This is a genomic window from Nocardia vinacea, assembly GCF_035920345.1.
Taxonomy (GTDB): domain Bacteria; phylum Actinomycetota; class Actinomycetes; order Mycobacteriales; family Mycobacteriaceae; genus Nocardia; species Nocardia vinacea_A.
Genome location: NZ_CP109149.1, coordinates 9,881,175 through 9,907,079, shown reverse-complemented (window position 1 = coordinate 9,907,079; position 25,905 = coordinate 9,881,175). Strand labels below are relative to the sequence as shown.

22 protein-coding genes and 3 rRNA genes are annotated in these 25,905 nt (G+C 64.0%); 7 read left to right on the top strand and 18 right to left on the bottom strand.

All coding sequences use genetic code 11. The annotated features are described in order from the left end of the window. Window positions 1-48: 48 nt before the first annotated feature. From OIE68_RS44965 to OIE68_RS44950, 4 genes are all read left to right on the top strand, one after another. Complete coding sequence (locus OIE68_RS44965) at window positions 49-357, top strand: hypothetical protein (protein ID WP_327096961.1); 309 nt, start codon at window positions 49-51, stop codon at window positions 355-357. A gap of 92 nt (window positions 358-449) precedes the next feature. Continuing rightward, on the top strand, window positions 450-914 hold the full coding sequence (locus OIE68_RS44960; protein WP_327096960.1) for a peroxiredoxin: 465 nt from the start codon (window positions 450-452) through the stop codon (window positions 912-914). Window positions 915-1,001: 87 nt separating this feature from the next. Continuing rightward, a complete protein-coding gene (locus OIE68_RS44955) occupies window positions 1,002-1,574 on the top strand; it encodes a permease (RefSeq protein ID WP_327096959.1) in 573 nt (190 codons plus the stop codon). A 223-nt stretch (window positions 1,575-1,797) separates the two neighbouring features. Next, window positions 1,798-2,250: a MarR family winged helix-turn-helix transcriptional regulator gene (locus OIE68_RS44950; protein WP_327096958.1), complete on the top strand. Its 453-nt coding sequence runs from the start codon at window positions 1,798-1,800 to the stop codon at window positions 2,248-2,250. A 10-nt stretch (window positions 2,251-2,260) separates the two neighbouring features. Here the strand turns inward: OIE68_RS44950 and hisI are convergent, their stop codons facing one another. The 5 genes from hisI to OIE68_RS44925 all read right to left on the bottom strand — a co-directional run bounded on the left by hisI (window position 2,261) and on the right by OIE68_RS44925 (window position 6,300). Then, the gene (hisI, locus tag OIE68_RS44945) at window positions 2,261-2,605 is read right to left on the bottom strand and encodes a phosphoribosyl-AMP cyclohydrolase (RefSeq protein WP_327096957.1); all 345 of its coding nucleotides are present in this window, start codon (window positions 2,603-2,605) and stop codon (window positions 2,261-2,263) included. A 610-nt stretch (window positions 2,606-3,215) separates the two neighbouring features. Beyond that, window positions 3,216-3,989 carry an imidazole glycerol phosphate synthase subunit HisF gene (gene hisF, locus OIE68_RS44940; protein WP_327096956.1) on the bottom strand — a complete coding sequence of 258 codons (774 nt, stop codon included), beginning with the start codon at window positions 3,987-3,989 and terminating at the stop codon, window positions 3,216-3,218. Window positions 3,990-4,230: 241 nt separating this feature from the next. Further along, window positions 4,231-5,046: an inositol monophosphatase gene (locus OIE68_RS44935; protein ID WP_327096955.1), complete on the bottom strand. Its 816-nt coding sequence runs from the start codon at window positions 5,044-5,046 to the stop codon at window positions 4,231-4,233. Window positions 5,047-5,053: 7 nt separating this feature from the next. Continuing rightward, window positions 5,054-5,785: a bifunctional 1-(5-phosphoribosyl)-5-((5-phosphoribosylamino)methylideneamino)imidazole-4-carboxamide isomerase/phosphoribosylanthranilate isomerase PriA gene (gene priA / locus OIE68_RS44930; RefSeq protein WP_040688875.1), complete on the bottom strand. Its 732-nt coding sequence runs from the start codon at window positions 5,783-5,785 to the stop codon at window positions 5,054-5,056. 62 nt (window positions 5,786-5,847) lie between these two features. Then, window positions 5,848-6,300, bottom strand: a complete 453-nt coding sequence (locus OIE68_RS44925) for a MarR family winged helix-turn-helix transcriptional regulator (RefSeq protein WP_327096954.1) — start codon at window positions 6,298-6,300, stop codon at window positions 5,848-5,850. 100 nt (window positions 6,301-6,400) lie between these two features. On the opposite strand from OIE68_RS44925, the gene OIE68_RS44920 reads away from it, so the two are divergent. Further along, window positions 6,401-6,910, top strand: a complete 510-nt coding sequence (locus OIE68_RS44920; protein ID WP_327096953.1) for a nuclear transport factor 2 family protein — start codon at window positions 6,401-6,403, stop codon at window positions 6,908-6,910. Between the two features lie 66 nt (window positions 6,911-6,976). Beyond that, complete coding sequence (locus OIE68_RS44915) at window positions 6,977-8,272, top strand: DUF2786 domain-containing protein (RefSeq protein ID WP_327096952.1); 1,296 nt, start codon at window positions 6,977-6,979, stop codon at window positions 8,270-8,272. Window positions 8,273-8,360: 88 nt separating this feature from the next. Here the strand turns inward: OIE68_RS44915 and rrf are convergent. The 9 genes from rrf to OIE68_RS44870 form a co-directional block, all read right to left on the bottom strand. After that, window positions 8,361-8,477, bottom strand: a 5S ribosomal RNA gene (gene rrf / locus OIE68_RS44910). A 130-nt stretch (window positions 8,478-8,607) separates the two neighbouring features. Then, window positions 8,608-11,740: ribosomal RNA gene (locus tag OIE68_RS44905) — 23S ribosomal RNA — on the bottom strand. Between the two features lie 321 nt (window positions 11,741-12,061). After that, window positions 12,062-13,578 (bottom strand): 16S ribosomal RNA (locus OIE68_RS44900). Together the 16S, 23S and 5S rRNA genes form the textbook arrangement of a ribosomal RNA operon. Window positions 13,579-14,042: 464 nt before the next feature. Further along, entirely contained in the window at window positions 14,043-14,672 is a 630-nt protein-coding gene (gene hisH, locus OIE68_RS44895) for an imidazole glycerol phosphate synthase subunit HisH (RefSeq protein ID WP_419150654.1), read from the bottom strand. A 2-nt stretch (window positions 14,673-14,674) separates the two neighbouring features. Then, window positions 14,675-15,289: an imidazoleglycerol-phosphate dehydratase HisB gene (gene hisB / locus OIE68_RS44890; RefSeq protein WP_040688866.1), complete on the bottom strand. Its 615-nt coding sequence runs from the start codon at window positions 15,287-15,289 to the stop codon at window positions 14,675-14,677. Between the two features lie 23 nt (window positions 15,290-15,312). Then, a complete protein-coding gene (locus tag OIE68_RS44885) occupies window positions 15,313-16,443 on the bottom strand; it encodes a histidinol-phosphate transaminase (RefSeq protein WP_327096950.1) in 1,131 nt (376 codons plus the stop codon). A gap of 23 nt (window positions 16,444-16,466) precedes the next feature. Beyond that, the gene (hisD, locus tag OIE68_RS44880) at window positions 16,467-17,804 is read right to left on the bottom strand and encodes a histidinol dehydrogenase (protein ID WP_327096949.1); all 1,338 of its coding nucleotides are present in this window, start codon (window positions 17,802-17,804) and stop codon (window positions 16,467-16,469) included. 189 nt (window positions 17,805-17,993) lie between these two features. Next, the gene (locus OIE68_RS44875; RefSeq protein WP_327096948.1) at window positions 17,994-18,281 is read right to left on the bottom strand and encodes a putative quinol monooxygenase; all 288 of its coding nucleotides are present in this window, start codon (window positions 18,279-18,281) and stop codon (window positions 17,994-17,996) included. A gap of 16 nt (window positions 18,282-18,297) precedes the next feature. Beyond that, complete coding sequence (locus OIE68_RS44870; protein WP_327096947.1) at window positions 18,298-19,338, bottom strand: aldo/keto reductase; 1,041 nt, start codon at window positions 19,336-19,338, stop codon at window positions 18,298-18,300. 143 nt (window positions 19,339-19,481) lie between these two features. Between OIE68_RS44870 and OIE68_RS44865 the strand changes: the two genes are divergently transcribed. Next, a complete protein-coding gene (locus OIE68_RS44865) occupies window positions 19,482-20,339 on the top strand; it encodes a helix-turn-helix transcriptional regulator (protein WP_327096946.1) in 858 nt (285 codons plus the stop codon). A 22-nt stretch (window positions 20,340-20,361) separates the two neighbouring features. Here OIE68_RS44865 and OIE68_RS44860 read toward each other — a convergent pair whose 3' ends face one another. The 4 genes from OIE68_RS44860 to OIE68_RS44845 form a co-directional block, all read right to left on the bottom strand. Beyond that, the gene (locus OIE68_RS44860; protein WP_327096945.1) at window positions 20,362-22,014 is read right to left on the bottom strand and encodes a serine/threonine-protein kinase; all 1,653 of its coding nucleotides are present in this window, start codon (window positions 22,012-22,014) and stop codon (window positions 20,362-20,364) included. A 114-nt stretch (window positions 22,015-22,128) separates the two neighbouring features. Further along, complete coding sequence (locus OIE68_RS44855; protein ID WP_327096944.1) at window positions 22,129-23,871, bottom strand: penicillin-binding transpeptidase domain-containing protein; 1,743 nt, start codon at window positions 23,869-23,871, stop codon at window positions 22,129-22,131. A 109-nt stretch (window positions 23,872-23,980) separates the two neighbouring features. Then, entirely contained in the window at window positions 23,981-24,838 is an 858-nt protein-coding gene (locus OIE68_RS44850; protein ID WP_327096943.1) for an arylamine N-acetyltransferase, read from the bottom strand. A gap of 61 nt (window positions 24,839-24,899) precedes the next feature. Then, complete coding sequence (locus OIE68_RS44845; protein WP_327096942.1) at window positions 24,900-25,895, bottom strand: alpha/beta hydrolase family protein; 996 nt, start codon at window positions 25,893-25,895, stop codon at window positions 24,900-24,902. Window positions 25,896-25,905: the final 10 nt, after the last annotated feature.

Sequence of the window (25,905 nt, the reverse complement as noted above, 5' to 3'; positions counted from 1 at the left end):
GCCCCGATCGATCTCACACGCGGTACCCATTTCGAGAGGAGACAACTGATGTACCCCTCGCAACCAGGTGCGCCCGACGGGCGGCGCGCCGCCGGTTCGGGCCTGCCTGGTCAACCCCCGCGGATGGTCGGCCTGCATTCGATGGGCGGATCACCGAGTTCCAACCACCTGAACGCCCTAGCTTCCTTCGTCACCTACGTGAAGGCGCTCGAAGCCCTGGACAAGCACCACTTTCCGGATGAGTACGCCACTCACAGCGACCGGATCAGGGAACTCAGGCCGCTGCTGCGCGCACACGGAATTCTTGATGTCATGGAGATCAAAAATCCAGAAGTCGCCGCACTCATCGGCGCTTAGTCGCGATAAGAACCCGTCATTCCGGTATCCGGCGTGACAGGGACCGAGCGCGGGGGCGGCAAACCGACCTCGCGCCCGGTACTGTCCCCACTATGCAGACAGGTCAGCTCGCTCCCGAGTTCGAGCTTCCCGATCAATCCGGCACCCCGCGTTCGCTCGATGCGCTGCTCGCGAACGGTCCGCTGGTGCTGTTCTTCTACCCCGCCGCGAATACGCCGATCTGCACGGCGGAGGCGTGCCACTTCCGTGATCTGTCCGCCGAATTCACGGCGCTGGGCGCATCATGCGTCGGCATCAGCACCGACGGCGTCGATACCCAGGCCGGATTCGCCTCCAAGCAGAACCTCGGATACCCGTTGCTGTCGGATGCCGACGGCAGGGTCGCCTCGGCGTTCGGTGTGAAGCGCGGACTGCTCGGCAAGCTCGCCCCGGTCAAGCGGCAGACATTCGTGATCGACCGGGATCGCAAAGTCGCCAAGGTGATCACCGGCGAGTTTCGGGCCGATGCGCACGCGGACGAGGCGCTGAGGTTCCTGCGCGAACGCGCTCTGCAGTAGCCCTGTTCGCGAACGCACGGTAACCACCGCGAAAAACGCCAGGTCTATCGCCGTTGATCTCCTGGTTGCCCGGCATACGCTGGGTTCATGACTTCGAGCGAGGTTCGGCCGGACGGGCAGAAATCCACGCTGGCCACGTGGCGCACCTGGATCATCGGCGCACTGGCGGTCATCGCCGTACTGATCATCGCCTACTTCATTCTGGCGGCGTTCATTCCACGCTGGTGGGCGCAGCGCATCGCCGAGCTGGTGAGCGGCAGTTTCAGCAAGGGCATCGGCTGGGGTCTGGTGTACGGCTTGCTCGGCACCGCCATCCCGCTGTTCCTGCTGCTGTTCGCCGCACTGATCTGGAAGCGGCGAGCCGGAAAGTTCATCGCGGGTGCTGCCGCGTTGCTCGCGGTGATCGTCGCGATTCCGAACCTGATGACACTGTCGATCGTGCTCGGCGGGAGTAGTGCCGCACACGCCGGGCAACGAATTCTGGACGTCGACGCGCCCGCCTTCCGTGGCGCGTCACTGGTGGGCGCCATTGTGGCGGTCGCGGTCTTCCTCGCCGCGTCGGCCCTGATCAGCCGGCGATGGTGGCGGCGCAGGCATCCCGGCAAGCAGACGGCACCGACGCCGCCCGCCGCCACTCCGCAAACGCCGACGGTCACCTAGCCGCACGCCATCAGCTCTGTGAGTGACCTCACGTCGCGAACCAAGTCCATGACGGTCGAGCGAAGTCGTGGCAAACTCATTTACGCGAGTGACCGTGAACATGCTTTTCGTTAATCGCTAGGTTCGCTAACAATAAGACGTCACTTGGCTCGAAAGAAGGCACCCAGTGACGAAGTGGCTCGACCCGGACGAACAACGAGCTTGGCGCGCGATCGTAGCGCTGATGACACGTCTACCAGGCGCTTTGGATACCCATCTGCAGCGCGAATCCGGGGTGACGCATTTCGAATACTGGGTGCTCACGCTATTGTCCGAGGAGCCCGGCCACCGGCTACAGATGAGTGAGCTTGCCCACAAAGCAAATGCATCGCTATCGCGACTGTCCCATGTGGTGTCGAAGCTGGAGCGAATGGGCTGGGCGCAACGGTCAGCAACCACCGGCCGCCGCGGTGTGCAGGCGGTGCTCACCGACGACGGCTACTCGAAGGTCGTCGAGGCGGCGCCCGGTTATCTGGATGCGGTGCGGCAGTTGGTATTCGATGGTCTCGACGCCGAACAGACTGCGCAACTCGCCGACCTCAGCGAACTGCTCGTCAGGCAGCTCGGCGGCACTCTGAGCCAGTCCAACGGCAGGTCGGCGCCGGTCGAGGAGCCCGGCGAGCAGCCGAATTCATAACAGGTGGGGCTCAGCTGTCGGCGAGCAGCAGGTCGGAGTCGAAGCAGGTGTGCGTGCCGGTGTGGCAGGCCGCGCCCTCCTGGTCGACGACGAGCAGAATGGTATCGCCGTCGCAATCGAGGCGGACCTCGTGCACGTACTGGGTGTGGCCGGAGGTTTCGCCCTTGACCCAGTACTGCTGGCGCGAACGCGAATAATAGGTCGCCTTGCGGGTCTCCAGCGTGCGGGCCAGCGCCTCTTCGTCCATCCAGGCAACCATCAGCACATCGCCGGTGCCGCGCTCCTGCGCGACCGCGGCGACGAGTCCGGCGTCGTTGCGCTTGAGCCGGGCGGCGATGGTGGGGTCGAGAGTCATATCACCGTTATACAGGGGGCTCCCCGCCGGAATACATCGTGTAGTGCCGAAACACCACCCGCCACGACGGTTCCTACTCCTCCGGCAGCGGAATCAGTTCGAGATGTTCGGCCACAGGCTTTTTCGCGCAGGCGGCCCTGCCGGTGACCAAGTTCACCCCGCCCCGGTGGGCAACCAACCATTTGCCACAGACACAACGAAGATAGCGAACCGAACCATGTGTCGACACCAGCATCGGCGATGACCAGGAGCATGCGGGACACGTGGCGGACATGGTCGCTAAGCCTGGGTAACTGTCGAGCAGATAGCAATCACCGCCCCGGCGTGGCGGCCGAACTCTCCGAAGAAAATTCAAGCCGCACGAGTGCGATTCAGCTCCCCCAGGGACCTGCCAGGCACGCCGACGATCGTCCTCGGAAGCCAATTCGTGTGGGCCACAACAACATTGGCGGCACCCGAGACCGCGGCGGGCATCGGCGTTACGGCACTGAGAGTTTCCGCCGCTGAATTCCACCGGAGGCTATCGCATATCTGCTGAGAACCTCGCAGAGGCTATATCTTGCGAGACAGTCACTGGTTATGCGTCAGCTTCCTATGCGCCGTGCGCGGGCTAGCGGACGATGATTTGTTCGGCGCGCATGGCAGCTTTTACTTGGGCGATAGTGAGGTCGCCGAAGTGGAAGACGCTGGCGGCCAGGACCGCGTCTGCGCCGGCCTGGACGGCGGGGGCGAAGTGTTCGACGGCACCCGCACCGCCGCTGGCGATCACCGGTATCGAGACCGCTTCGCGGACGGCCTTGATCATGGGCAGGTCGAAGCCCACCTTGGTGCCATCGGCATCCATCGAGTTGAGCAGGATCTCACCGACGCCGAGTTCGGCGCCGCGCACGGCCCATTCGATGGCGTCGATGCCGGTGCCACGCTTGCCGCCGTGTGTGGTGACCTCCCAGCCGGACGGAGTGTCGGGCTGGCCGTCCAGAACGGTACGGGCGTCCACCGACAGCACGATGCACTGGGAGCCGAAGCGCTCCGACATTTCCCGCAAGACTTCGGGGCGCGCGATGGCAGCGGTATTCACCGATACCTTGTCCGCGCCCGCACGCAGCAGCCGGTCGACATCCTGGACCGTGCGCACGCCGCCACCGACGGTGAGCGGGATAAAGATCTGCTCGGCCGTGCGGGTCACCACATCGATCATGGTGCCGCGGTCGCCGGTGGAGGCGGTGACGTCGAGGAAGGTCAGCTCGTCGGCGCCCTGCAGGTCGTAGGCGGCAGCGAGTTCGACGGGATCGCCCGCGTCACGGAGGTTTTCGAAGTTGACGCCCTTGACCACCCGGCCCGCGTCGACATCCAGGCACGGAATCACGCGTACCGCCAACGTCATCGGCTCACCCTTCTTCGAATCATGCTGTGTTGTTCACCCATTCCGCCCGACCGCCATCCTGCTGTGTTTACCCACCCCGCCGGCTGCCATCCCCCTGTGTTCACCCACCCCGCCGGCTCCGCCGGCTGCCATCCCCCTGTGTTCACCCACCCCGCCGGCTCCGCCGGCTGCCATCCCCCTGTGTTCACCCACCCCGCCGGCTCCGCCGGCTGCCATCCCCCTGTGTCCTTCGTGCGCAGCCTCACGCATCGTCGGCGACCGTGCAAATCATTTCGAGCAGTTCCTCGTGCACCCCCGGCGCGGCGGCCAGCACCGAACCCGAGGTGATGGTCCACGGATCCCCCGCCAGATCGGTGACCACCCCGCCCGCCGCGCGCACCAGTGCAACGCCCGCGGCGTTGTCCCACGGATGGTGCCCGAAGACGATCGCGCCGCCGAGCACGCCCGATGCGGTGAACGCGAGATCGATACCGGTGGAACCGTGCATGCGTACCCGCGAGGACAGCCTGCTCAGCGGACCGAGCAGGTCGAAACGGAACCGGCCGGGAATGCGTCCGGCGGAATCCACATTGAACGCGCCGAAGCCGATCATCGCCTCGCCGAGCTTTCCGTGCGGCAGGCGCGGCAGCGGTTCGCCGTTGAGCAGCACCGGACCATCGACGGCCGCCGAATAGCGCTGGCCGAGCAGCGGCAGCCAGGTCAGCCCGAGCAGCGGCTCCCCGTCGTGCACCAGGGCCAGCAGCATGCCCGAAAGGGGATGTCCCGATGAGTAATTGAAGGTGCCGTCGATCGGATCGAGCACCCACGCGGTGCCCGATGTCAGCTGCGGTCCGCCGAATTCCTCACCGTGCACCTCGATTCCGGTGCGCTGCTCGAGCTGCGCGGAGATGGTGCGCTCCAACTCCAGGTCGAGTTCAGTCGCGAAGTCGTTGCGGCCCTTGGCCACCGCGCTCGGCGCGCCGACCCCCTCGACGAAACGCGGGCTTGCCGCGTCGAGGATTTCGCCGGCGACGTCGAGCAGGGCCGGTAGTTCGGTGTCGAGGCGGTTGGCGGTCATCGAATCGTCAGCGGACCGCGGCCAGCGCCTCGGGCAGCGTGAAGCGGCCCGCGTACAGCGCCTTGCCAACAATCGAACCCTCGACACCCTCGGGCACCAGTTCGGCGATGGCGATCAGATCCTCGATGGTGGAGACGCCGCCGGAGGCGATGACCGGCGCGTCGGTGGCGGCGCAGACTTCGCGCAGCAGATCGAGATTGGGGCCGGTGAGGGTGCCGTCCTTGGTCACGTCGGTGACGACGTAGCGCGAGCAACCGTCGCGCTCGAGGCGTTCGAGCACCTCCCACAGATCACCGCCGTCGCTGACCCAGCCGCGGCCGCGCAGCCGGTGTTCGCCGTCGATGATCCGTACATCCAGGCCGACTGCGATGCGCTCACCGTGCTTGGCGATGGCGCGGGCACACCACTGCGGATCCTCCAGCGCGGCGGTGCCGAGGTTCACCCGGGCGCAGCCGGTACCCAGCGCGGCCTCCAGGGATTCGTCGTCGCGGATGCCGCCGGACAGCTCCACCTTGACATCGAGTTCTCCGACGACCTTCGCCAGCAGTTCACGATTGGAACCACGGCCGAATGCCGCGTCGAGATCGACCAGATGCACCCACTCCGCACCGGCTTCCTGCCAGGCGAGTGCCGCGTCGCGCGGGGAGCCGTAATTGGTTTCGCTGCCCGCCTCCCCCTGAACCAGGCGCACGGCCTCTCCATTGGCGACATCGACAGCAGGTAGCAGCACAAGACTCACGGATGCAGTTTAGTTGCTCGCTCCGCGCGCCCTACCCCCGGCCTGCGGAAATAGGGGCGCGCTCACCCTTGCACATGATCATCGAGGATCCGGGTGAGCAGCCTGACCAGTTCGCGGCGCTCGGCGGCGGAGAGGGCGGTGAGTAGATCGTCCTGGGCGCCTTCGATTCGTTGGTCCAGTTCGTCCAGGTGGCGGGTGCCCGCCTTGGTGATGGTGACTATATTGCGGCGGCGGTCGCTCGGATCCGGGGTGCGTTCGATCAAGCCACGCTCTGCGAGATCGTTCAGTGCGGCGACGATATCGCTGCGGTCGATGCGGGTGCGACGGCCGAGTTCGGCCTGACTGGCGGGACCGAACTCGCCGAGCGTGGCGAGCAGGGCGTAGTGGTAGCGGCGCGATCCGGTTGCTTCGAAGGCGCGCTCGGTCGCCCGATTGGCGAGGATGGCCACCTGGTTGACCAGTCGGGTGGGCAGGGCGCGCAGCCTGCCCGGGGTGTCCTCGTGCGCGATCTCCATGAGAGCAATGTAGCAATACTTGTTGGTGTAACCCACGATCTGTTATCGTTGGACTTACCAACGTTGGAGCAACCAACGTTTAGTTCGAAAGGTTCGACCAATGAGCAAGATCCGCCGCTTCCTCCCCCTCGCCGCACTGCCCCTGGCGCTGCTCACCGCCTGCACCACTGCCACCAAGGACAACACGCACCAACTCCGTGACCTGGTGGACCGCAACGAGATCACCGGGCTGGTCAATCAATTGGGCCGCGCCTTGGACGAGGGCCGCTTCGATGACTTCCGCACGATCTACACCGCCGAGGCGACCGCGAAAACCCCTGGCGGCCGGGCCGAGGGTCGCGATGCGCTCATCGCGCAGGCAAGCCGGAATCACTCCGATGACAAGCGCATTCAGCATTTCATCACCAATGTGATGATCGACCTGCACGGCGATGCGGCCGAGGTGCGCGCGAATCTCATCGCCACCTTCGCACCGGCCACTACCGCCGTGTCGGAGCCGCAGTACACCCTCGGCGAGGTCTACCGCTTCGACGCGGTTCGCACGGCGGAGGGCTGGCGGCTGTCGCGGGTGGAGACGACGCCGCTGTGGTCCACGGGCACCCGGCCCTAGCCTCTCCCCCGGCCTATACGGTTGTGGCGAAGTTGGACACCGCCGGATTACGTAAGGGGGTCGGTCATGGGCAAGCAGAATCGTCGACGGCGCTCGGGAGAGCGTGGCGCCGCCAACGGCTCCGCATACTGGTCTGCGCAGTCCAGTGGGCCACAGGATTCCGAGCAGATCGCGAACGCGATCATGGCGACGGCAATGGAGGCCGCGCAGGGGAATGCCCGCGCCGCTGAGCAATTCGCGCAACAGCTCGTCGGGCGCGAGCCGCTGACGCGCGAGCAGGCGGACGGCACGCACCTGGCGGCACAGCACATCATCGGCCGAATCTTTCAATACGGCTGGCTTCCGGAAGACATCCACCAGGTCGCGCGGCGACGTGTGGACCAGTTCGCGATCGCGCTACTCATCGATGTCATGGCCGCCTACGTCCGGCCTTTCGCGTCGGAATCAGTCGATGAGACCTGGCAGTTGCAGCTCGCCGAGCTGGGAGCAGACATCTGGTGGTCCGCATCAGAACCCCACCTCGGCCAGTGGGCCGCGAGGCAACTGCTGACCGCGGCAGAGGCGCTGACGACTGTGGTCGAGGCACTTGCGATGCTGATCCGACTACCCAAGCTGGAACTGATCCGGCCCTTGCCCGGCACTGCACGAGCGCAAGCCGCAGCGCACCACCACGCCGTCGACGCCAAGGTCCTGAGCCGAGTCCGCGGACTGCTCGCGAAGGCCGAGTCGACGTCATATCCCGAAGAGGCGGAAACACTTTCGGCCAAGGCCCAGGAGCTGATGACCAAATACGCGCTCGATCGGGTACTCATCGATGCGGACAACGCCGTGCCCGATCTCCCCGGCGCGTGCCGGATCTGGTTGGACACTCCCTATGTCGACGCGAAAGCACTGCTTGTCGATGTCGTCACCAAGGCCAACCGGTGCCGCGCGATCTTCGCCTCGGCATTCGGCTTCATGACCGTCGTCGGTGACGAAAGCGACCTGGAGGCAATCGAATTGCTGACGACGTCGTTGCTCGTTCAGGCCACCAGAGCGATGATCGCCAGCGGCAACGAATCCAAGCGCAGCGCCGATGCCAGAAGCCGCGCATACCGCAAGTCATTCCTTATCGCCTATGCAACGCGCATCGGTGAGCGACTCGAAGAAGCGAATGAGACGACGATTGCGGAATCTCCGGATCCGGCGCGTTTGCTTCCGGCGCTCCGCTCCCACCAACACAAAGTGGATGAGGCGTTCGACGCGCTGTTCCCCACTATCCGAGACCGCGGGATTTCCATCGGCAACGCCAATGGTTGGGCGGCGGGGCGTGCAGCAGCTGACAGCGCCCAGCTACAGGCTCGCCGCTCGATCAAGAAGTAGCTCACGCTCGATGCACTGAAATACATTGCGGGAGGATCTGATACGCAAAAAGGCCCCCAACTGGTGTTGGGGGCCTTTCGCAAGGATGTTCCGGCGGTGTCCTACTCTCCCACACCCTGTCGAGTGCAGTACCATCGGCGCTGGTGGCCTTAGCTTCCGGGTTCGGAATGGGACCGGGCGTTTCCCCACCGCTATAGCCGCCGTAACTCTATGAAACTATCCACACAGAGAGCCAAACCCGATACCCACCCCCACATAAAGGGTTTCCTCGTGTTTGTCTTCTCGGTGATCTGTGTGTTGTTTCAGATACCGCACAGTGGACGCGTAGCTTCTTCGTTGGTAAGTCCTCGGCCGATTAGTACCAGTCACCTACACCCGTTACCGGGCTTCCAGTTCTGGCCTATCAACCCCATGGTCTGTGGGGGGCCTTAACCACTCGAAGGTGGTGAGAAACCTCATCTTGGAACAGGCTTCCCGCTTAGATGCTTTCAGCGGTTATCCCTTCCGAACGTAGCTAACCAGCAGTGCCCTTGGCAGGACAACTGGCACACCAGAGGTTCGTCCGTCCCGGTCCTCTCGTACTAGGGACAGCCTTCCTCAAGTTTCTGACGCGCGCGGCGGATAGAGACCGAACTGTCTCACGACGTTCTAAACCCAGCTCGCGTGCCGCTTTAATGGGCGAACAGCCCAACCCTTGGGACCTACTCCAGCCCCAGGATGCGACGAGCCGACATCGAGGTGCCAAACCATCCCGTCGATATGGACTCTTGGGGAAGATCAGCCTGTTATCCCCGGGGTACCTTTTATCCGTTGAGCGACACCGCTTCCACTTGCCGGTGCCGGATCACTAGTCCCGACTTTCGTCCCTGCTCGAGCTGTCACTCTCACAGTCAAGCTCCCTTGTGCACTTGCACTCGACACCTGATTGCCAACCAGGCTGAGGGAACCTTTGGGCGCCTCCGTTACATTTTAGGAGGCAACCGCCCCAGTTAAACTACCCACCAGGCACTGTCCCTGAACCAGATCATGGCCCGAGGTTAGAGGTCCAATACGATCAGAGTGGTATTTCAACGATGACTCCACAAACACTGGCGTGCCCGCTTCACAGTCTCCCACCTATCCTACACAAACCGTACCGAACACCAATACCAAGCTATAGTGAAGGTCCCGGGGTCTTTTCGTCCTGCCGCGCGTAACGAGCATCTTTACTCGTAATGCAATTTCGCCGAGTCTGTGGTTGAGACAGCAGAGAAGTCGTTACGCCATTCGTGCAGGTCGGAACTTACCCGACAAGGAATTTCGCTACCTTAGGATGGTTATAGTTACCACCGCCGTTTACCGGGGCTTAAATTCTCAGCTTCGCCATTACTGGCTAACCGGTCCTCTTAACCTTCCGGCACCGGGCAGGCGTCAGTCCGTATACATCGTCTTACGACTTCGCACGGACCTGTGTTTTTAGTAAACAGTCGCTTCTCTCTGGTCTCTGCGACCCAACCCAGCTCCGAGAGTAAATCTCATCACCAGACCGGGTCCCCCTTCTCCCGAAGTTACGGGGGCATTTTGCCGAGTTCCTTAACCACAGTTCTCTCGATCGCCTCAGTATTCTCTACCTGACCACCTGTGTCGGTTTGGGGTACGGGCCGTGTACCAACTCACTAGAGGCTTTTCTCGGCAGCATAGGATCACTGAATTCACCTCAATCGGCTACGCATCACCTCTCAGGCACATGAGACACGGATTTGCCTATGTCTCGCCCTACAGGCTTACACCAGTACAACCACTGACTGGCCCAGCTACCTTCCTGCGTCACCCCATCGCTTGACTACTACAGCAAGGGTCGTATGCAGCCACTTCCGGCTCCCCGAAGGGAGTCCATCCGCTTTTGGATACTTAGCACCACTGATTCGCCATTGGGCGCGGATACACGGGTACGGGAATATCAACCCGTTGTCCATCGACTACGCCTGTCGGCCTCGCCTTAGGTCCCGACTCACCCTGGGCGGATTAACCTGGCCCAGGAACCCTTGGTCATTCGGCGGACGAGTTTCTCACTCGTCTTTCGCTACTCATGCCTGCATTCTCACTCCCACAGCCTCCACAACTAGCTCACGCTGCTGCTTCCATGGCTGTAGGACGCTCCCCTACCCATCCACACCACTGCACCACCCTCCGTAGAAGATGGCGGATGTATTGTGTGAATGCCGCGGCTTCGGCGGTGTACTTGAGCCCCGCTACATTGTCGGCGCAGAATCACTTGACCAGTGAGCTATTACGCACTCTTTCAAGGATGGCTGCTTCTAAGCCAACCTCCTGGTTGTCTTCGCGACTCCACATCCTTTTCCACTTAGTACACGCTTAGGGGCCTTAGCCGGCGATCTGGGCTGTTTCCCTCTCGACTACGAAGCTTATCCCCCGCAGTCTCACTGCCACGCTCTCACACACCGGCATTCGGAGTTTGGCTGATTTCGGTAAGCTTGTAGGCCCCCTAGACCATCCAGTAGCTCTACCTCCGGTGTGAAACACGTGACGCTGCACCTAAATGCATTTCGGGGAGAACCAGCTATCACGGAGTTTGATTGGCCTTTCACCCCTACCCACAGCTCATCCCCTCAGTTTTCAACCTAAGTGGGTTCGGGCCTCCACGACGTCTTACCGTCGCTTCACCCTGGCCATGGGTAGATCACTCCGCTTCGGGTCTAGAACACGCGACTCGAAACGCCCTATTCGGACTCGCTTTCGCTACGGCTACCCCACACGGGTTAACCTCGCCACATGCCACTAACTCGCAGGCTCATTCTTCAAAAGGCACGCCATCACCCACAGTGACAAAGTCACTCGCAGGCCCTGACGGATTGTAAGCGCACGGTTTCAGGTACTATTTCACTCCCCTCCCGGGGTACTTTTCACCTTTCCCTCACGGTACTAGTCCGCTATCGGTCACCAGGGAGTATTCAGGCTTACCGGGTGGTCCCGGCAGATTCACAGCAGATTTCACGGGCCCGCTGCTACTCGGGAAACATCCACAACAGCCGTTGAGTTTTCATTTACCGGACTATCACCGTCTATGGCAGGCCGTTCCAGACCACTTCAACTAACACAACGGTTTCTCACTGTCGCCCTGACCGGCAGATCAGGGAAGAATGCTCCCACTACCCCGTCCAGACAACCCCTGCCGGGTATCACATCTGAACGGTTTAGCCTCATCCGCTTTCGCTCGCCACTACTCACGGAATCACTATTGTTTTCTCTTCCTGTGGGTACTGAGATGTTTCACTTCCCCACGTTCCCTCCACACACCCTATATATTCAGATGCGGGTAACACGACATCACTCGTGCTGGGTTTCCCCATTCGGAAATCCTCGGATCTCAGCTCGGTTGACAGCTCCCCGAGGCTTATCGCAGCCTCCTACGTCCTTCATCGGCTCCTGGTGCCAAGGCATCCACCGTACGCTCTTAAACACTTACAAACAAAGATGCTCGCGTCCACTGTGCAGTTCTCAAACAACACACAAGACTGAAACCCGATACAGCACCAGCACTTCCGAAGAAGCCGGTATGACTGCGGCCCAATCTCGTCGTTATCTTGCCTGGAAAGAACGTCTGTTCTCTCAGGACCCAACAGTGTGTCGATTACATCCCCGAACCGAAAGCACTCAGGCTTCCGGCAATTCGAGGCACATGTCAGTGTTCCACCCATGAGCGTCCGCCGGACTACATGTGAGTCCGAAACGGTCTCTGCCAGAACAACATCCAACCTGTGTTGGCATGTCTGGAGAAGTGCTCCTTAGAAAGGAGGTGATCCAGCCGCACCTTCCGGTACGGCTACCTTGTTACGACTTCGTCCCAATCGCCAATCCCACCTTCGACGGCTCCCTCCACAAGGGTTAGGCCACCGGCTTCGGGTGTTACCGACTTTCATGACGTGACGGGCGGTGTGTACAAGGCCCGGGAACGTATTCACCGCAGCGTTGCTGATCTGCGATTACTAGCGACTCCAACTTCACGGGGTCGAGTTGCAGACCCCGATCCGAACTGAGACCGGCTTTAAGGGATTCGCTCCACCTCACGGTATCGCAGCCCTCTGTACCGGCCATTGTAGCATGTGTGAAGCCCTGGACATAAGGGGCATGATGACTTGACGTCGTCCCCACCTTCCTCCGAGTTGACCCCGGCAGTCTCTCACGAGTCCCCGCCATAACGCGCTGGCAACATAAGATAAGGGTTGCGCTCGTTGCGGGACTTAACCCAACATCTCACGACACGAGCTGACGACAGCCATGCACCACCTGTACACCAACCACAAGGGGGGCGACATCTCTGCCGCTTTCTGGTGTATGTCAAACCCAGGTAAGGTTCTTCGCGTTGCATCGAATTAATCCACATGCTCCGCCGCTTGTGCGGGCCCCCGTCAATTCCTTTGAGTTTTAGCCTTGCGGCCGTACTCCCCAGGCGGGGTACTTAATGCGTTAGCTACGGCACGGATCCCGTGGAAGGAAACCCACACCTAGTACCCACCGTTTACGGCGTGGACTACCAGGGTATCTAATCCTGTTCGCTACCCACGCTTTCGCTTCTCAGCGTCAGTTACTTCCCAGAGACCCGCCTTCGCCACCGGTGTTCCTCCTGATATCTGCGCATTTCACCGCTACACCAGGAATTCCAGTCTCCCCTGAAGTACTCTAGTCCGCCCGTATCGACCGCAAGCCCACCGTTGAGCGGTAGGTTTTCACGATCGACGCGACGAACCGCCTACAAGCTCTTTACGCCCAGTAATTCCGGACAACGCTCGCACCCTACGTATTACCGCGGCTGCTGGCACGTAGTTGGCCGGTGCTTCTTCTACAGGTACCGTCACTCACGCTTCGTCCCTGTCGAAAGAGGTTTACAACCCGAAGGCCGTCATCCCTCACGCGGCGTCGCTGCATCAGGCTTCCGCCCATTGTGCAATATTCCCCACTGCTGCCTCCCGTAGGAGTCTGGGCCGTGTCTCAGTCCCAGTGTGGCCGGTCACCCTCTCAGGTCGGCTACCCGTCGTCGCCTTGGTAGGCCATTACCCCACCAACAAGCTGATAGGCCGCGGGCCCATCTCGCACCGATAAATCTTTCCACCACAAGACATGCATCCCGTGGTCATATCCGGTATTAGACCCAGTTTCCCAGGCTTATCCCGAAGTACGAGGCAGATCACCCACGTGTTACTCACCCGTTCGCCGCTCGTGTACCCCGAAGGGCCTTACCGCTCGACTTGCATGTGTTAAGCACGCCGCCAGCGTTCGTCCTGAGCCAGGATCAAACTCTCCGTTGAAGACTCTCAACCACACCCCAAAAGGATGCAATCAGAAGAATTAACCAGAGTCCGAAAACCTTGGCAAAATCAAACGCCAGCAAAAAGTATTTGCTGACTAAAATGTCCAGCCCACCCAAACGGGGGTTTGAGGAGCCGGAACCAAAAAAATATTTGGCACTGACATTCATCGACACACTATTGAGTTCTCAAAGAACACACGCACACACATTCACACCGGCGTAAATCCGGGGCTTCAGTGAGGCAACTTGGTGAAGCTTAGTCCAGCCGACCCCCGACGCAAAATCAGGATCCGTCCGAACCAGTGTGATCGTCAGGCGCTCCTCGTACTACCTCGTTTCCCAGGCCACTGTGCTCAACGTTTCCGCTGCGCTTTGGGCTCCGGGTCGGTGTCCGTGTCGCTCTGACTTGGATAAAGTTACTTACCGGCGTGCACGATGTCAAATCGCCTGGCCAGCGGGTGTTTACAGCGAGTTCACCCAATTGCGGAGCAACTGCGCGCCCGCATCGCCGGACTTTTCGGGATGAAACTGCGTCGCCGACAGCGGACCGTTCTCGACGGCCGCCAGGAATGGGACGCCGTGTTCGGCCCAAGTGAGCTTCGGCGTGGCGAAGTGTTCACTCGGCGGCAGGTCCCAGGTCTGTGCGGCATAGGAGTGCACGAAATAGAAACGGGTATCGCTGGCCATTCCGGCGAACAGGACACTGTCGGTAGGAGCCGACACCGTGTTCCAGCCCATGTGCGGCAGCACAGGTGCGGACAGGCGCTCGACCACACCCGGCCATTCCGCGCATCCTTCGGTTTCCACACCGAATTCCACCCCGCGCTCGAACAGGATCTGCATGCCGACGCAGATACCGAGTACCGGACGACCACCGGCCAGCCGCTGACCGATGATGCGCTCCCCTTTCACCTCGCGTAGTCCGGCCATGCACGCGGCGAACGCACCGACGCCGGGAACGACAAGGCCATCGGCGGCCAGCGCGATATCGGCATCGGCGGTCACCTCGACGTTCGCGCCCGCGCGGATCAGCGCGCGGTTCGCGGAGTGCAGATTGCCGGAGCCGTAGTCGAGCAGAGCGACGGATTTCATTGTCACAGCGTGCCCTTCGTCGACGGCACACCGCTCACTCGCGGATCCAGTTCGACGGCGGCGCGCAATGCCCGCGCGACCGCCTTGAATTCGGCCTCGGTGATGTGGTGCTGGTCGCGGCCGTACAGCACGCGCACGTGCAGGGCGATACGGGCGTTCAGCGCGATCGACTCGAAAACGTGCCGGTTGAGCACTGTCGAATACGGGGCACCGGGTCCGGAACCGGGAATCACCGCGTGCAGCAGGTGATCGGGTTCGCCGGTGTGTACGCAGTACGGGCGGCCGGAGACGTCTACCGCAGCGTGCGCCATGGTCTCGTCCATCGGAATGAACGCATCGCCGAAGCGACGGATGCCGGACTTGTCGCCCAGTGCCTTACCCAGCGCCTGGCCGAAGACGATGGCGGTGTCCTCGACGGTGTGGTGCGCCTCGATCTCGATATCGCCCTCGGCGCGCACCGTCAGATCGAAGCTTGCGTGTGCGCCGAGCGCGGTCAGCATGTGATCGTAGAACGGGACACCGGTGGAGATGTCGGTCTTGCCGGTGCCGTCGAGGTCCAATTCGACGACGATATTCGATTCCTTGGTGACGCGCTCCACCCGCGCGGTGCGATTCATCTTTGCTTCCTCCACAGGCGGATTCATCGGATGGTGAGGTCGGTATCGGCCAATGTGCCGCTGACGCGCAGGAATTCGTCGTTCTCGGCGGCCAGACCGATGGTCGCGCGCAGATATCCCGGAATTCCGACGTCGCGGATCAACACGCCGCGGTCCAGGTAGTGCTGCCAGGCGCGGGGGGCGTCGGCGAAACGACCGAACAGCAGGAAGTTGGCATCGCTGGGGATCACCTCGAAACCCATGGCGGCCAGCGCTTCCGCGACCCGGTCCCGCTGTGCCGCCAGTTCGGCGACGCTGGCGAGGGTTTCGTCGGCATGGCGCAGAGCCGCACGGGCGGCGGCCTGGGTGACCACCGACAGGTGATACGGCAGTCGCACCAGCAGCATCGCGTCGATCACCGCGGGGGCGGCGACCAGATAGCCGAGGCGGCCGCCCGCGAAGGCGAAGGCCTTGCTCATCGTCCGGCTGACCACGAGTTTCGTCGGATACCGGTCGATCAGGGCGATCGCGCTCGGCTCGGCGGAGAATTCGCCGTATGCCTCGTCGACGACCACGATGCCCGGTGCGGTGGCCAGGATCCGGGCCAGGTCAGCCTGCGGAATGCTGTGCCCGGTCGGGTTATTGGGGCTGGTCACGAAGATGACATCGGGTCGATGCTCGGCGACGACGGTGAGCGCGTAATCGATATCGAGGGAAAAGTCGGCATTGCGGTTGGCCTCGACCCATTCGGTATCGATGCCCTCGGAGATGATCGGGTGCATCGAGTACGACGGCACGAAACCCAGTGCGCTGCGGCCGGGGCCGCCGAAGGCCTGCAGCAGTTGCTGCAGGATTTCGTTGGAGCCGTTGGCCGCCCAGACATTGGCGGTGGTCACCGCGGTGCCGGTCTGGCGGGTCAGGTATTCGGCCAGGTCGGTGCGCAGGGCGACGGCGTCGCGGTCCGGGTAGCGGTGCAGGTCGGCGGCGGCGGCGCGAATGGATTCGGCGACGTCGTCGACGAGGGCCCGACTCGGCGGGTGCGGGTTCTCATTGGTGTTCAGCTGCACCGGCACCGTCAATTGTGGTGCGCCGTAAGGCTTTTTGCCGCGCAGATTCTCGCGCAGCGGCAGGTCGTCCAGGCTGACGCCGGAGCCGGGCACGGTGGCTGTGTTCATGCCCACCCCGTCACGCCCCGGCGTCATGCCAGTGCCTCGAATCGCGCTTGTACAGCCTGGCCGTGCGCGGGCAGGTCCTCGGCATTGGCCAGGGCAACCACGTGACCGGCGACATCTTTCAGTGCGGTCTCGGTGTATTCGACGACGTGGATACCGCGCAGGAAGGTCTGCACACTCAGGCCCGAGGAGTGCCGCGCGCAACCCGCCGTCGGGAGTACGTGATTGGAGCCCGCGCAGTAGTCGCCCAGGCTGACCGGGGCATACGCACCGACGAAGATCGCGCCGGCACTGCGCACTCGGGCCGCGACGGCAGGCGCATCGGCGGTCTGGATCTCCAGATGTTCGGCGGCGTAGGCATTCACCACCCGCAGACCCTGCTCGATGTCGTCGACGAGCACGGTGCCGGATTGCTTGCCGGACAATGCCTCTCGCACCCGGTGCCCGTGCTTGACCACCGTCATCTGGGTGGTGAGCGCGGCGTCCACCGCATCGGCGAGTTCAACGCTGTCGGTGACGAGCACGCTGGCTGCGAGCACATCGTGTTCGGCCTGGCTGATCAGATCGGCGGCAACGTGGACCGGATCGGCGGTGGCATCGGCCAGGATCGCGATCTCGGTGGGGCCCGCCTCGGCATCGATGCCGACCACGCCGCGGCACAGGCGCTTGGCGGCCGTCACGAAGATATTGCCGGGACCGGTGATCAGGTCGACCGGCTCGAGCTGCGCTCCATCGGTATCGCTACCACCGTAGGACAGCAGCGCGATGGCTTGCGCACCGCCGACGGCCCACACTTCCTCGACCCCGAGCAGCTTCGCGGCCGCCAGGATGGTCGGGTGCGGCAGCCCGCCGTGCTGCGCCTGCGGCGGCGAGGCCACCACCAGCGAGTCGACACCCGCCGCCTGCGCGGGCACCACATTCATCACGACGCTCGACGGGTAGACGGCATTGCCGCCGGGCACGTAGAGCCCCACCCGCTCGACCGGAACCCACCGCTCGGTGACCGTGCCGCCGGGCACGACCTCGGTGCTGGTATCGGTGCGTCGCTGATCTGCGTGCACCTTGCGGGTCCGTTCGATCGCGACCTCGAGTGCATTCCGCACGGCCGGATCCAACTTTTCCAATGCGGCTTCCAACTCGGCTGCGGGCACCCGCACGCTCGCCGGAATCACGCCGTCGAACTGCTCGCTGAACTCCAGCGCCGCCGCGACCCCGCGATCCCGGATCGCCTCCACCACCGGTCGCACCTGATGCAGCACCGAGTCCACGTCGACTCCCCCGCGCGGCAGCGCGGTGCGCAGCTCGGCAGCGGAGGGAGTACGGCCGCGCAGATCAACGCGGGCGAGCTCGATGCGGGATGTCATGAGGTCTGCGATCCTGTCTGTCCTGATCCTTGGACGCCGTGCCCGACGCCGAGCGGTCGGTATCCTCCGCTCCGCTCCAGCTACCAGCCTATCGGTCCGGTGCCACCCGTTATCCGCTGCGGTCTCCGGATGTGGCGCGGAGTACGGCCGCCTGCCCCGGTCCGATAGTGGACCGGGGCGCGACGGGTGTCAGGCCGAGACGAGGCGCTTGATGATCATCGGTTCGGCGAGGATCTGGTCGAGTACGTCGCGCACATGGAAGAAATGTGGCGTCGTGAAATGTTCGTCGAGGGCTTCGGGAGTGGTCCACTCCTCGACGAGCACCATGTGGGAAGGGTCGTTGGGGTCGGTGTAGGGGTGGTAGGTCAGGCAGCCGGGCTCGGCGAGGGACGGTTCGATCATTGCCTCGAGTGCCGTGCGTAGGCGGTCTTCGCGGCCCGAGTCAGCGCGGAATTCGGCGACGACGTGCAGTGTCATGGTGGTTCCTCGGAAATTACGCGCGGGCGGGGCCGGTGCCCGCGCCGGTCGTGGTGATGGCGGTCTCGATTGCCGCGAGATCATCGGTGCTGAGCGCCAGGTCACGAGCACCGAGCCAGCCGTCGATCTGGGTGGCGTTACGTGCGCCGACGATCGCGCCGGTGATGCCGGGCCATGCGGTCGCCCAGGCCAGGGCCACCTCGGCAACGGTCACGCCATGGCGAGCCGCGATCGGACGCATGGCTTCGACGAGGGCGAGCTTGGCGGACAGGCCGGTGGTGAAGTCCGGATGCGAACCGCGCCAGTCCTCGTCGGGCAGATTGCGCAGGCGTTCCTCGGTGAATGTGCCGGTGAGCAGGCCCGATTGCAGTGGTGAGTAGACGATCACGCCGGTGCCGTTCTCGTGTGCCCAAGCGATATCGGCCGCGGCCGAGCGGTTGATCGCCGAGAACGGCGGCTGGATCGCATCGACATGGGCGATGGATTCGGCGACCGCCAGTTGGGCCGCGTCGTGGTTGGACAGGCCGATGGCACGGACCTTGCCTTCCTTCTTCAGATCGGCCATGACCTGCCAGTACTCCTCGAGCTGAGTCGCCTGGTCATTGGCCTCACCCTCGGCGCCGTAGACGAACAACGCACCGGTGTCCGGCCAGTGCACCAGGTAGAGGTCGATCTGCTCGGCGCGCAGTCGACGCAGCGAATCCTCGATTTCCTTGCGCACCACATCGGGCCGCATGATCCGGCGCGGCGGGCCGGAACGGTCGTCGCCTGCTTCCCAGATCAGGCCAGTTTTGGTGAAGAGATAGGGCCGCTCGGCTTCCGTGATGTCGGCGAGCGCGCGGCCGACCACATCTTCGGCGTGGCCGACGCCGTAGGCGGCTGCGGTATCGATCCAGTTGATTCCGGCGTGCACTGCGTGTCGAATGGCGGCGATCGATTCGGCGTCATCGGTGGCACCCCATGAGTACTGCCAACCGGATCCGCCGAAGATCCAGGTGCCGAAGCCGAGCGGGGTGATGTCCATGCCGGTGTCACCGAGGGGGCGGGTGTTGCTCATCGTGTCCGTCTCCGTTCACTGCCGGAACCGTTCCGGCGGTGATCACTACTTTCGGCGCGCAGGGCGGCGGTAAACAGCGCCGCGCGAGCCTGGGCACGGCATGACCAGGATGCGCCCAGGCAACCGGCTGGATACTGGATGACGTGAGTCTGGATCGACGTGCCGAACTCGGCGAATTCCTGCGTTCCCGGCGGGCGCGGCTGAGCCCGGAGGAGGTCGGCCTGCCCGATTACGGCAGCCGCCGCCGGGTGCCCGGTCTGCGCCGCGAGGAGTTGGCCATGGTGGCCGGGGTCAGTGTCGATCACTATGTGCGTCTGGAACAGGGCCGCACCCTGCACTTTTCGGAGTCGGTGCTGGATGCCGTCGCGCAGGCGCTGCGGCTGAATCCGGTAGAACGTGAGCATCTGTATCGACTGGCGCGGCCGTGGTCCGGCGAGGAGCCCCCGGCCGAACAGGAAGTCCGTCCCGGATTGCGCAGACTGCTCGACGCGGCCGCCGACGTACCCGCCTACATCGTGGGCCGCGGCACCAATGTGCTCGCCTGGAATTCCCTTGCCGCCGCGCTCATTACCGATTTCGGCGCACTCCCGCCCCGCGAGCGCAATCTGGCCCGATTGGTCTTCCTCGACGAAGGGATGCGGGAGCTGTACGAGGATTGGGCGGCCAAGGCCGCCGATGTCGTCGCGTATCTGCGCCTGGATATGGCGCGCAATCCCGGCGATGCCGGAATCGCTTCGCTCATCGAGGAATTGAGCGCGAGCTCCGCCGACTTCGGCGCCATGTGGCAGCGTCACGAACTCAAGGACAAGACGCATGGGCGGTACACATATCTGCACCCGGTTGTCGGCCGACTAGATCTGGGCTTCGAAACCTTGCGCCTGCCCGACGATCCGGATCAGGGGTTGATCATGCACACCACCGAAGCGGATTCACCGAGCGCCACCGCCCTTGCGCTGCTGGCGAATTGGGCGCAGACCTCGGTGCGGTCCGTTGCCCGATAGAGCACCGCACCCGCAGCCGTGACTAGCGCGCGTCGCCGCTGCGGGTGTCGCTGTCAATGAGCGGGGCGCCGCTGCCAGGGTTGATCAACCGCAGCGTCACCGACCTGTTCTGGCCCGCATAGGTCACGCTGGCCACATTGATTTCCACCGAACCGTCTGGGTTGGTGCCTGTACCGCCACCGGCCGCATCAACAGTGTTGAAGCCTGTGACCCGATTCTGCGTCCAGTAATCCTGGAAGGCTGACTGACTGCCGTAGACCCGCTGGGCAGCGGGAGTCAACTGTTTCCATGCAGCCGCGAAACTCAGATAGGTGAGGTTGTTGTAGAAGTCCACCACTTGATCGATGGATTGCCGCGAGTCTGCCGCGCCGACGCTCTTCGTTTGCCCCGGCGAGCCCGCGGCAGCCGTGGAAGTGGTGCCCTTCGAGGCGGACGACGAAGGCGGACTCGCTTGCACCGACGGCGTATTGGTGCCCGACTGATTCAGCGCACCGATCAGGATGGCCACGACGGCCACCACCGCACCGATAGTCGCACCGACCAGTACGGCCTTGCGCTTGCCACCGGACTTGCGCGGCGCCGGACGCGGCTGTGTCGCCGTCCGCGGATGCGCGGCGGTTGTCGGATGCGATGCACTGGAGCTGGCGGGACGAACGGAATTTCGCGGCGGCGGCGCCGGACGTGGTTGCCGCGCGGTCGGCTGGTGCTCCGGCGTCGGATTCGCGGGTGGCCGCAGCGCACGGGTCGCGGATTCGCCGCGCCGACCGAAAGCCTCACTGGCCGGGACGAATCCGGCGGGCACCGGTCCGGAATCGGCGAGCGCGGAAAGATGTTCGCGGGCCGCACGCATGGTCGGCCGGTCGGCGGGATCCGGGCTGAGCAGATCCAGCAGGAAGTCGGTTGCGGGGCCGGCGTGCCGAGGTTCACTCACCTGGCCGTTCGCCGCGGCGTAGAGCACGGCGAGCGGGTTGGCGCTGGCACCGTACGGCGGTTCGCCCTCGAGAGCGTGGAAAAGCGTTGCACCCAAGGCGAATACGTCGGCGGCCGGTGTCGGGTCGGCGCCGCGCGCGACCTCCGGCGCGAGATAGGCGGCGGTACCGCAGATCAGACCGGTCTCGGTGAGGGTGACGTCGCCGGTGGCGCGGGAGATGCCGAAGTCGGTGATCTTCACCGTGCCGGTGTCGTCGAGCAGGATATTGCCCGGTTTGACATCGCGGTGCACGATTCCGGCGTGATGCGCGGCGATGAGCGCCGAGGCGACCTGTTCGCCGATCCGCGCGACCTGGGTCAGCGGCAGCATCCCCTGCCCGGAGATCACTCCCGCCAAACTCTTCGACTTCAGATACTCCATCACCAGGCACGGGTCGCCGTTGTGCTCGGTGATATCGAAGACCACGATCGCATTCGGATGCTGGAAGCGCGCCGCATTGCGGGCCTCACGGATCGCGCGCTGTCGCACCACATCGCGCTCGGCTTCGGGCAGGCTGGGCTTGATGTGGATCTGCTTCACGGCGACCGAGCGCTGCAGGCGTTCGTCGATGGCACGCCAAACCACGCCTGTGCCGCCGCTACCAATCCGCTCGACCAGGCGGTAGTGCTCCGCGATCAATTGACCGGTATCGATGGCGCCTACTCCGAACCTTCTCGAAATCGTGATATGACGCGTATTGACCATCAACGCGTTCAGTCGACGAGTGTAGCGGGGCGCAATCCTCGGCACACGGCTGCGGGGGTATATTCGCCGCCCACACGCGCCGAACGCTAATACCGTGCTGATCGACAGTACCGCTCAATGCCGCGCACGCAGCATACGACCCGCGGCCTCCACGGCCGGACCAGAGCTGTTCGCATCGCTGACGAACACGGCAAAGGCCAGGTCACCGTCGATGCCGACGAACCAACCGTGCGCGTGCTTGTCATCGATGTACTCGGCGGTGCCGGTCTTGCCGATCAGGCCCGGAATATCGCGCAGTGCGGTGGCGGTGCCGCCGGTAATGGTCTCGCGCATCATGGTTTTCAGCTGCTCGTCGGTGGCCGGCGGCAGCGGCGCCGGGGTGTGATCGGCCACGCCGGGCTGCCCGTTGACGACCATCGGCAGCGGCATCGATCCGCGCGCGATGGATGCAGCGACCAGCGCCATACCGAACGGTGAGGCCGTCACCTTGCCCTGGCCGATACCGGACTCCACGCGCAGTGCTGGGGTGTCCGCGGTCGGCACGTTGCCGGTGACGGTGGTCAGACCGGGTGTGACGAAGTCGATGCCGAGGCCGAGTTGTGCCGCGGCATCGGTCAGGCCGTTCGGTGCGAGATTCACCGCGAGTTGGCCCATGGTGGTGTTGCAGGACTGGGCGAACGCGGTGTGCAGCGGGACATTGCCGAGGTCGAAGTTGTTGTCGTTGGGGATGCGGCGGCCCTCGATATTCGCGGTGGCCGGGCACGGCAGCATGGTGTCGGGTGTCACAGCGCCGGATTGCAGAGCGGCCGAGACAGTGACGGTCTTGAAGGTCGAACCCGGCGGATACAGGCCGGTCAGCGCGATCGGCCCCTGGGCGTCGGCGGCCGCGTTCTGCGCGATGGCGAGCACCTTTCCGGTGGAAGGTTGCACTGCGACGATCGCGGCGGGCTGGGCGATCGGCGTCAATGCGCTCTCCGCGTAGCGCAGCAGATCGGTGTCGAGTGTGGTCACGATATCCGCGGTGGGTTTCGGATCCTGACCGGCGACGCGTTCGGTGCCGTCGGCGGTCTGCGCCCGCACCGCCCAGCCTGCCGCAGCGTCGGCGGAGGTCTGCCACAGGTCGGCGAGACCGGACAGCGCCGGTGACGCGAGGGATTTGTCGGTGGCGAGCAGGCGGGTCTGCGGCGCGAGGGTGACGCCGGGGACTGCGGCCAGCGCCGTTTGGATCGGGGCGATATCGGCATCGCGCAGGGTGACCGCCGTGATCGACTTGCCCTGCGCCGCAGCCAGATCCGATTGCAGCGACTGCGCGGTGATGTCGGCGGCGACGGGGGCGAGCACCGCGGCGAGCGCGGCGGTATCGGCGCCGGGAGCGACGTTCACCAGGGTGACCACCTGCTCGGTCATCAACTCACCGCCCGATGACTCCAGAATGCGCGCGGGCTTCGGATAGGTGGTGGCGTAGCTCAGCGGGCCGAGGGCGAGACCGGGTGCGATGGCGTTGGGATCCCATTTGATCTTCCAGCCGTCGCCGGAATCGCCGGCGGAACCGTTGGTGGTGTAGCTCCACTCGTTCTTGCCGAACTTCCAGGTGGCGGCGAGGGTGAAGGAGTTCTTATCCACGCCGCGGACCTCGAATTTCACGTCCTTGCCGAGTCCGTCGTAGAGCTTGCCCAGTGCATCCGAGGCCTTGGTCGGATCGTCGGTGAGTGCGGCGGCCGCGGCGGTATCGTCCCGGCTGAGCGCATCGGCGAACTGCCCGGCGACGGTGTCGGGCTGGTCCGGCCCTGAGCTGCAACCACTCAGGGCCAAGGCGGTGGCTGCGAACAGAACGAGAAAATTCCGGTTGGCACGCACCCGGCCGACTGTAGTGGCCGATAGCGACGAGGTCAGGTAGCCCGCACGAAGGAATCCGCACCTCCTGTCACGATCCGGGTGGACCGCAACAGGTACGACTGTGCGGACTTCAGGCGAGCCACGGCCCTTGGGCGAGGGCAGCGGCATCGGGTTCGGACAGCTCGATATCGAAGACCTCGATCAGGATTTTCGGAAGTTCGGCGAGTTCGAGTTCGCGGGTTTCGCTGGTGCCGTTCGGATATTCGGTGATGAGGGTGAGGTTGTCCAGTACGTGGTGGACGTCCGGGAGGAAGCGCTGCACAAACGGTCGGGCGGTGAACGGCGAGCGCGGCGAGGTGGAGACGAAGTGGTTGCCCACCGCGAAATCGATGCGGTACTGCGGATTCAGCGTGAAGGTGTACCGGTCGATCCAGCCGTCGCGGCCGAATTGGTGCAACACCCACAGGTCGGTGTCGAGTTCGCCGGTGGTGTGTTCGAGCCGGAAGCGCCAGTCGCCGAGCGCGAATTCGCCGCCCTCGACCAGTTCATAGGGCGCGAGCGGTCCGGAGCCGAAGCCGACGTCGCAGATCCAGACGCGATCGTCATCGCCGGTGGTGACGCGCAGCAGGGCGTGCGTGGCCGGGCGCAGACCGTCGGATACCCCCATGGTGACCCGGCCGCTGAGACCGGTCACCCCGAAACCGAGCCGTTCCAGCGCGGCGGCGAACAGGCCGACATTCTCGTAGCAGTAGCCACCGCGCCGGTGCCGGATCAACTTGTCCTGCAACGATTCCAGATCCAGCGGAACGGAGCGACCGAGAATGGACTCCAGATTCTCGAACGGGATCGTGGTGGTGTGCGCGTAGACGAGGGCGCGCAGGGTGGCCGGCGTCGGGGTGCGGTCCCCGGTGTAGCCGATGCGTGCCAGATACGCGTCGAGGTGCAATTCCGCGCCATTCCAGTGGTACGCGGGGTCATTCGGCTTCATTGCGCCTCTCCTTGTATCCGGTCCTGCCCGAATGAACCACACCGCACCGACAGGTGTTCCCTTACGCGGCGCATTTGGTATTCGGCGGAGCCGCGGGGGCGGTGACGATACCGCGAGCGACGTCGACCAGATAGTCGCGATCGGGTCCGTCGACGGGTTCGGTGCCGAGGAGCAGACGTTCGACGACGCAACCGCCCTCGAAGTACGCGGGACCGACGCTGTGATCGCCCGGGACCACGGCGCCGTTCAGGTCGCGACCGGCGACGATCGTGTACATCGAGGTGGGTTTCCCCGCGGCGAGCAGTCCGGCTCGCATTTCCAGGGTCGCCGGGTACGGCACCACATCGTCACCGGTGCCGTGGATGAGGAAGGCGCGTTTCATACTCATCCGGGCGGCAAGGAGAACGGGCGACCGTTCGGCGTAGGCCTGCGGGCAGACCGTCGGGGCGCAGCCGCCCGCATCGCGTTCGATCTGACCGGGCAGTGCGGGATCGACGCCCACCGACGCGAGCCACATGGTGAAATCGTCCGCGGGGCCGTAATTGTCGACCCAGTAGTCGAAGAGTCCCTGCGGACCGTGCGCCACCGCGAGTCCGCTCATGGTGCCGCCCTGACTCCAGCCCCACAGCACGGTGCGGCCGATCGTCGGATGCTCGTTCTTGTACCACTGGGTGGCGGTGACGATATCGCGCTGGCCCGCCCACAGGTTCCAGTCGCCGGTCCGCCAGACACTGGTCGCGCCGCGGGCGTCCATGGACAGGATCGGGGTCGCGGCGCGGCGGGCGATCGAGGTCAGGTATCCGGCGTAGTCGGCGGAGGTGCCGTCGTGGCCGTGGACCGCGACGACCAGATCACGCGGCGTCAGATCGCCCACAGCGCAGCGATACGGTTCGTATACCCGGCCGGTGGCGTCCTCGCCGTCCACTGTCAGGGTCACCGGTCGCACGTCCACTTGGACCGCGCATTCCGGTTCGGCCGAAACGGGCGGTGCGACAAGGCTTGTCGTCGACACCGCCGCGAACAGCGCACAGCCGAGCGTCAGCAGTAGGTGTCTCATCTTGGAATGA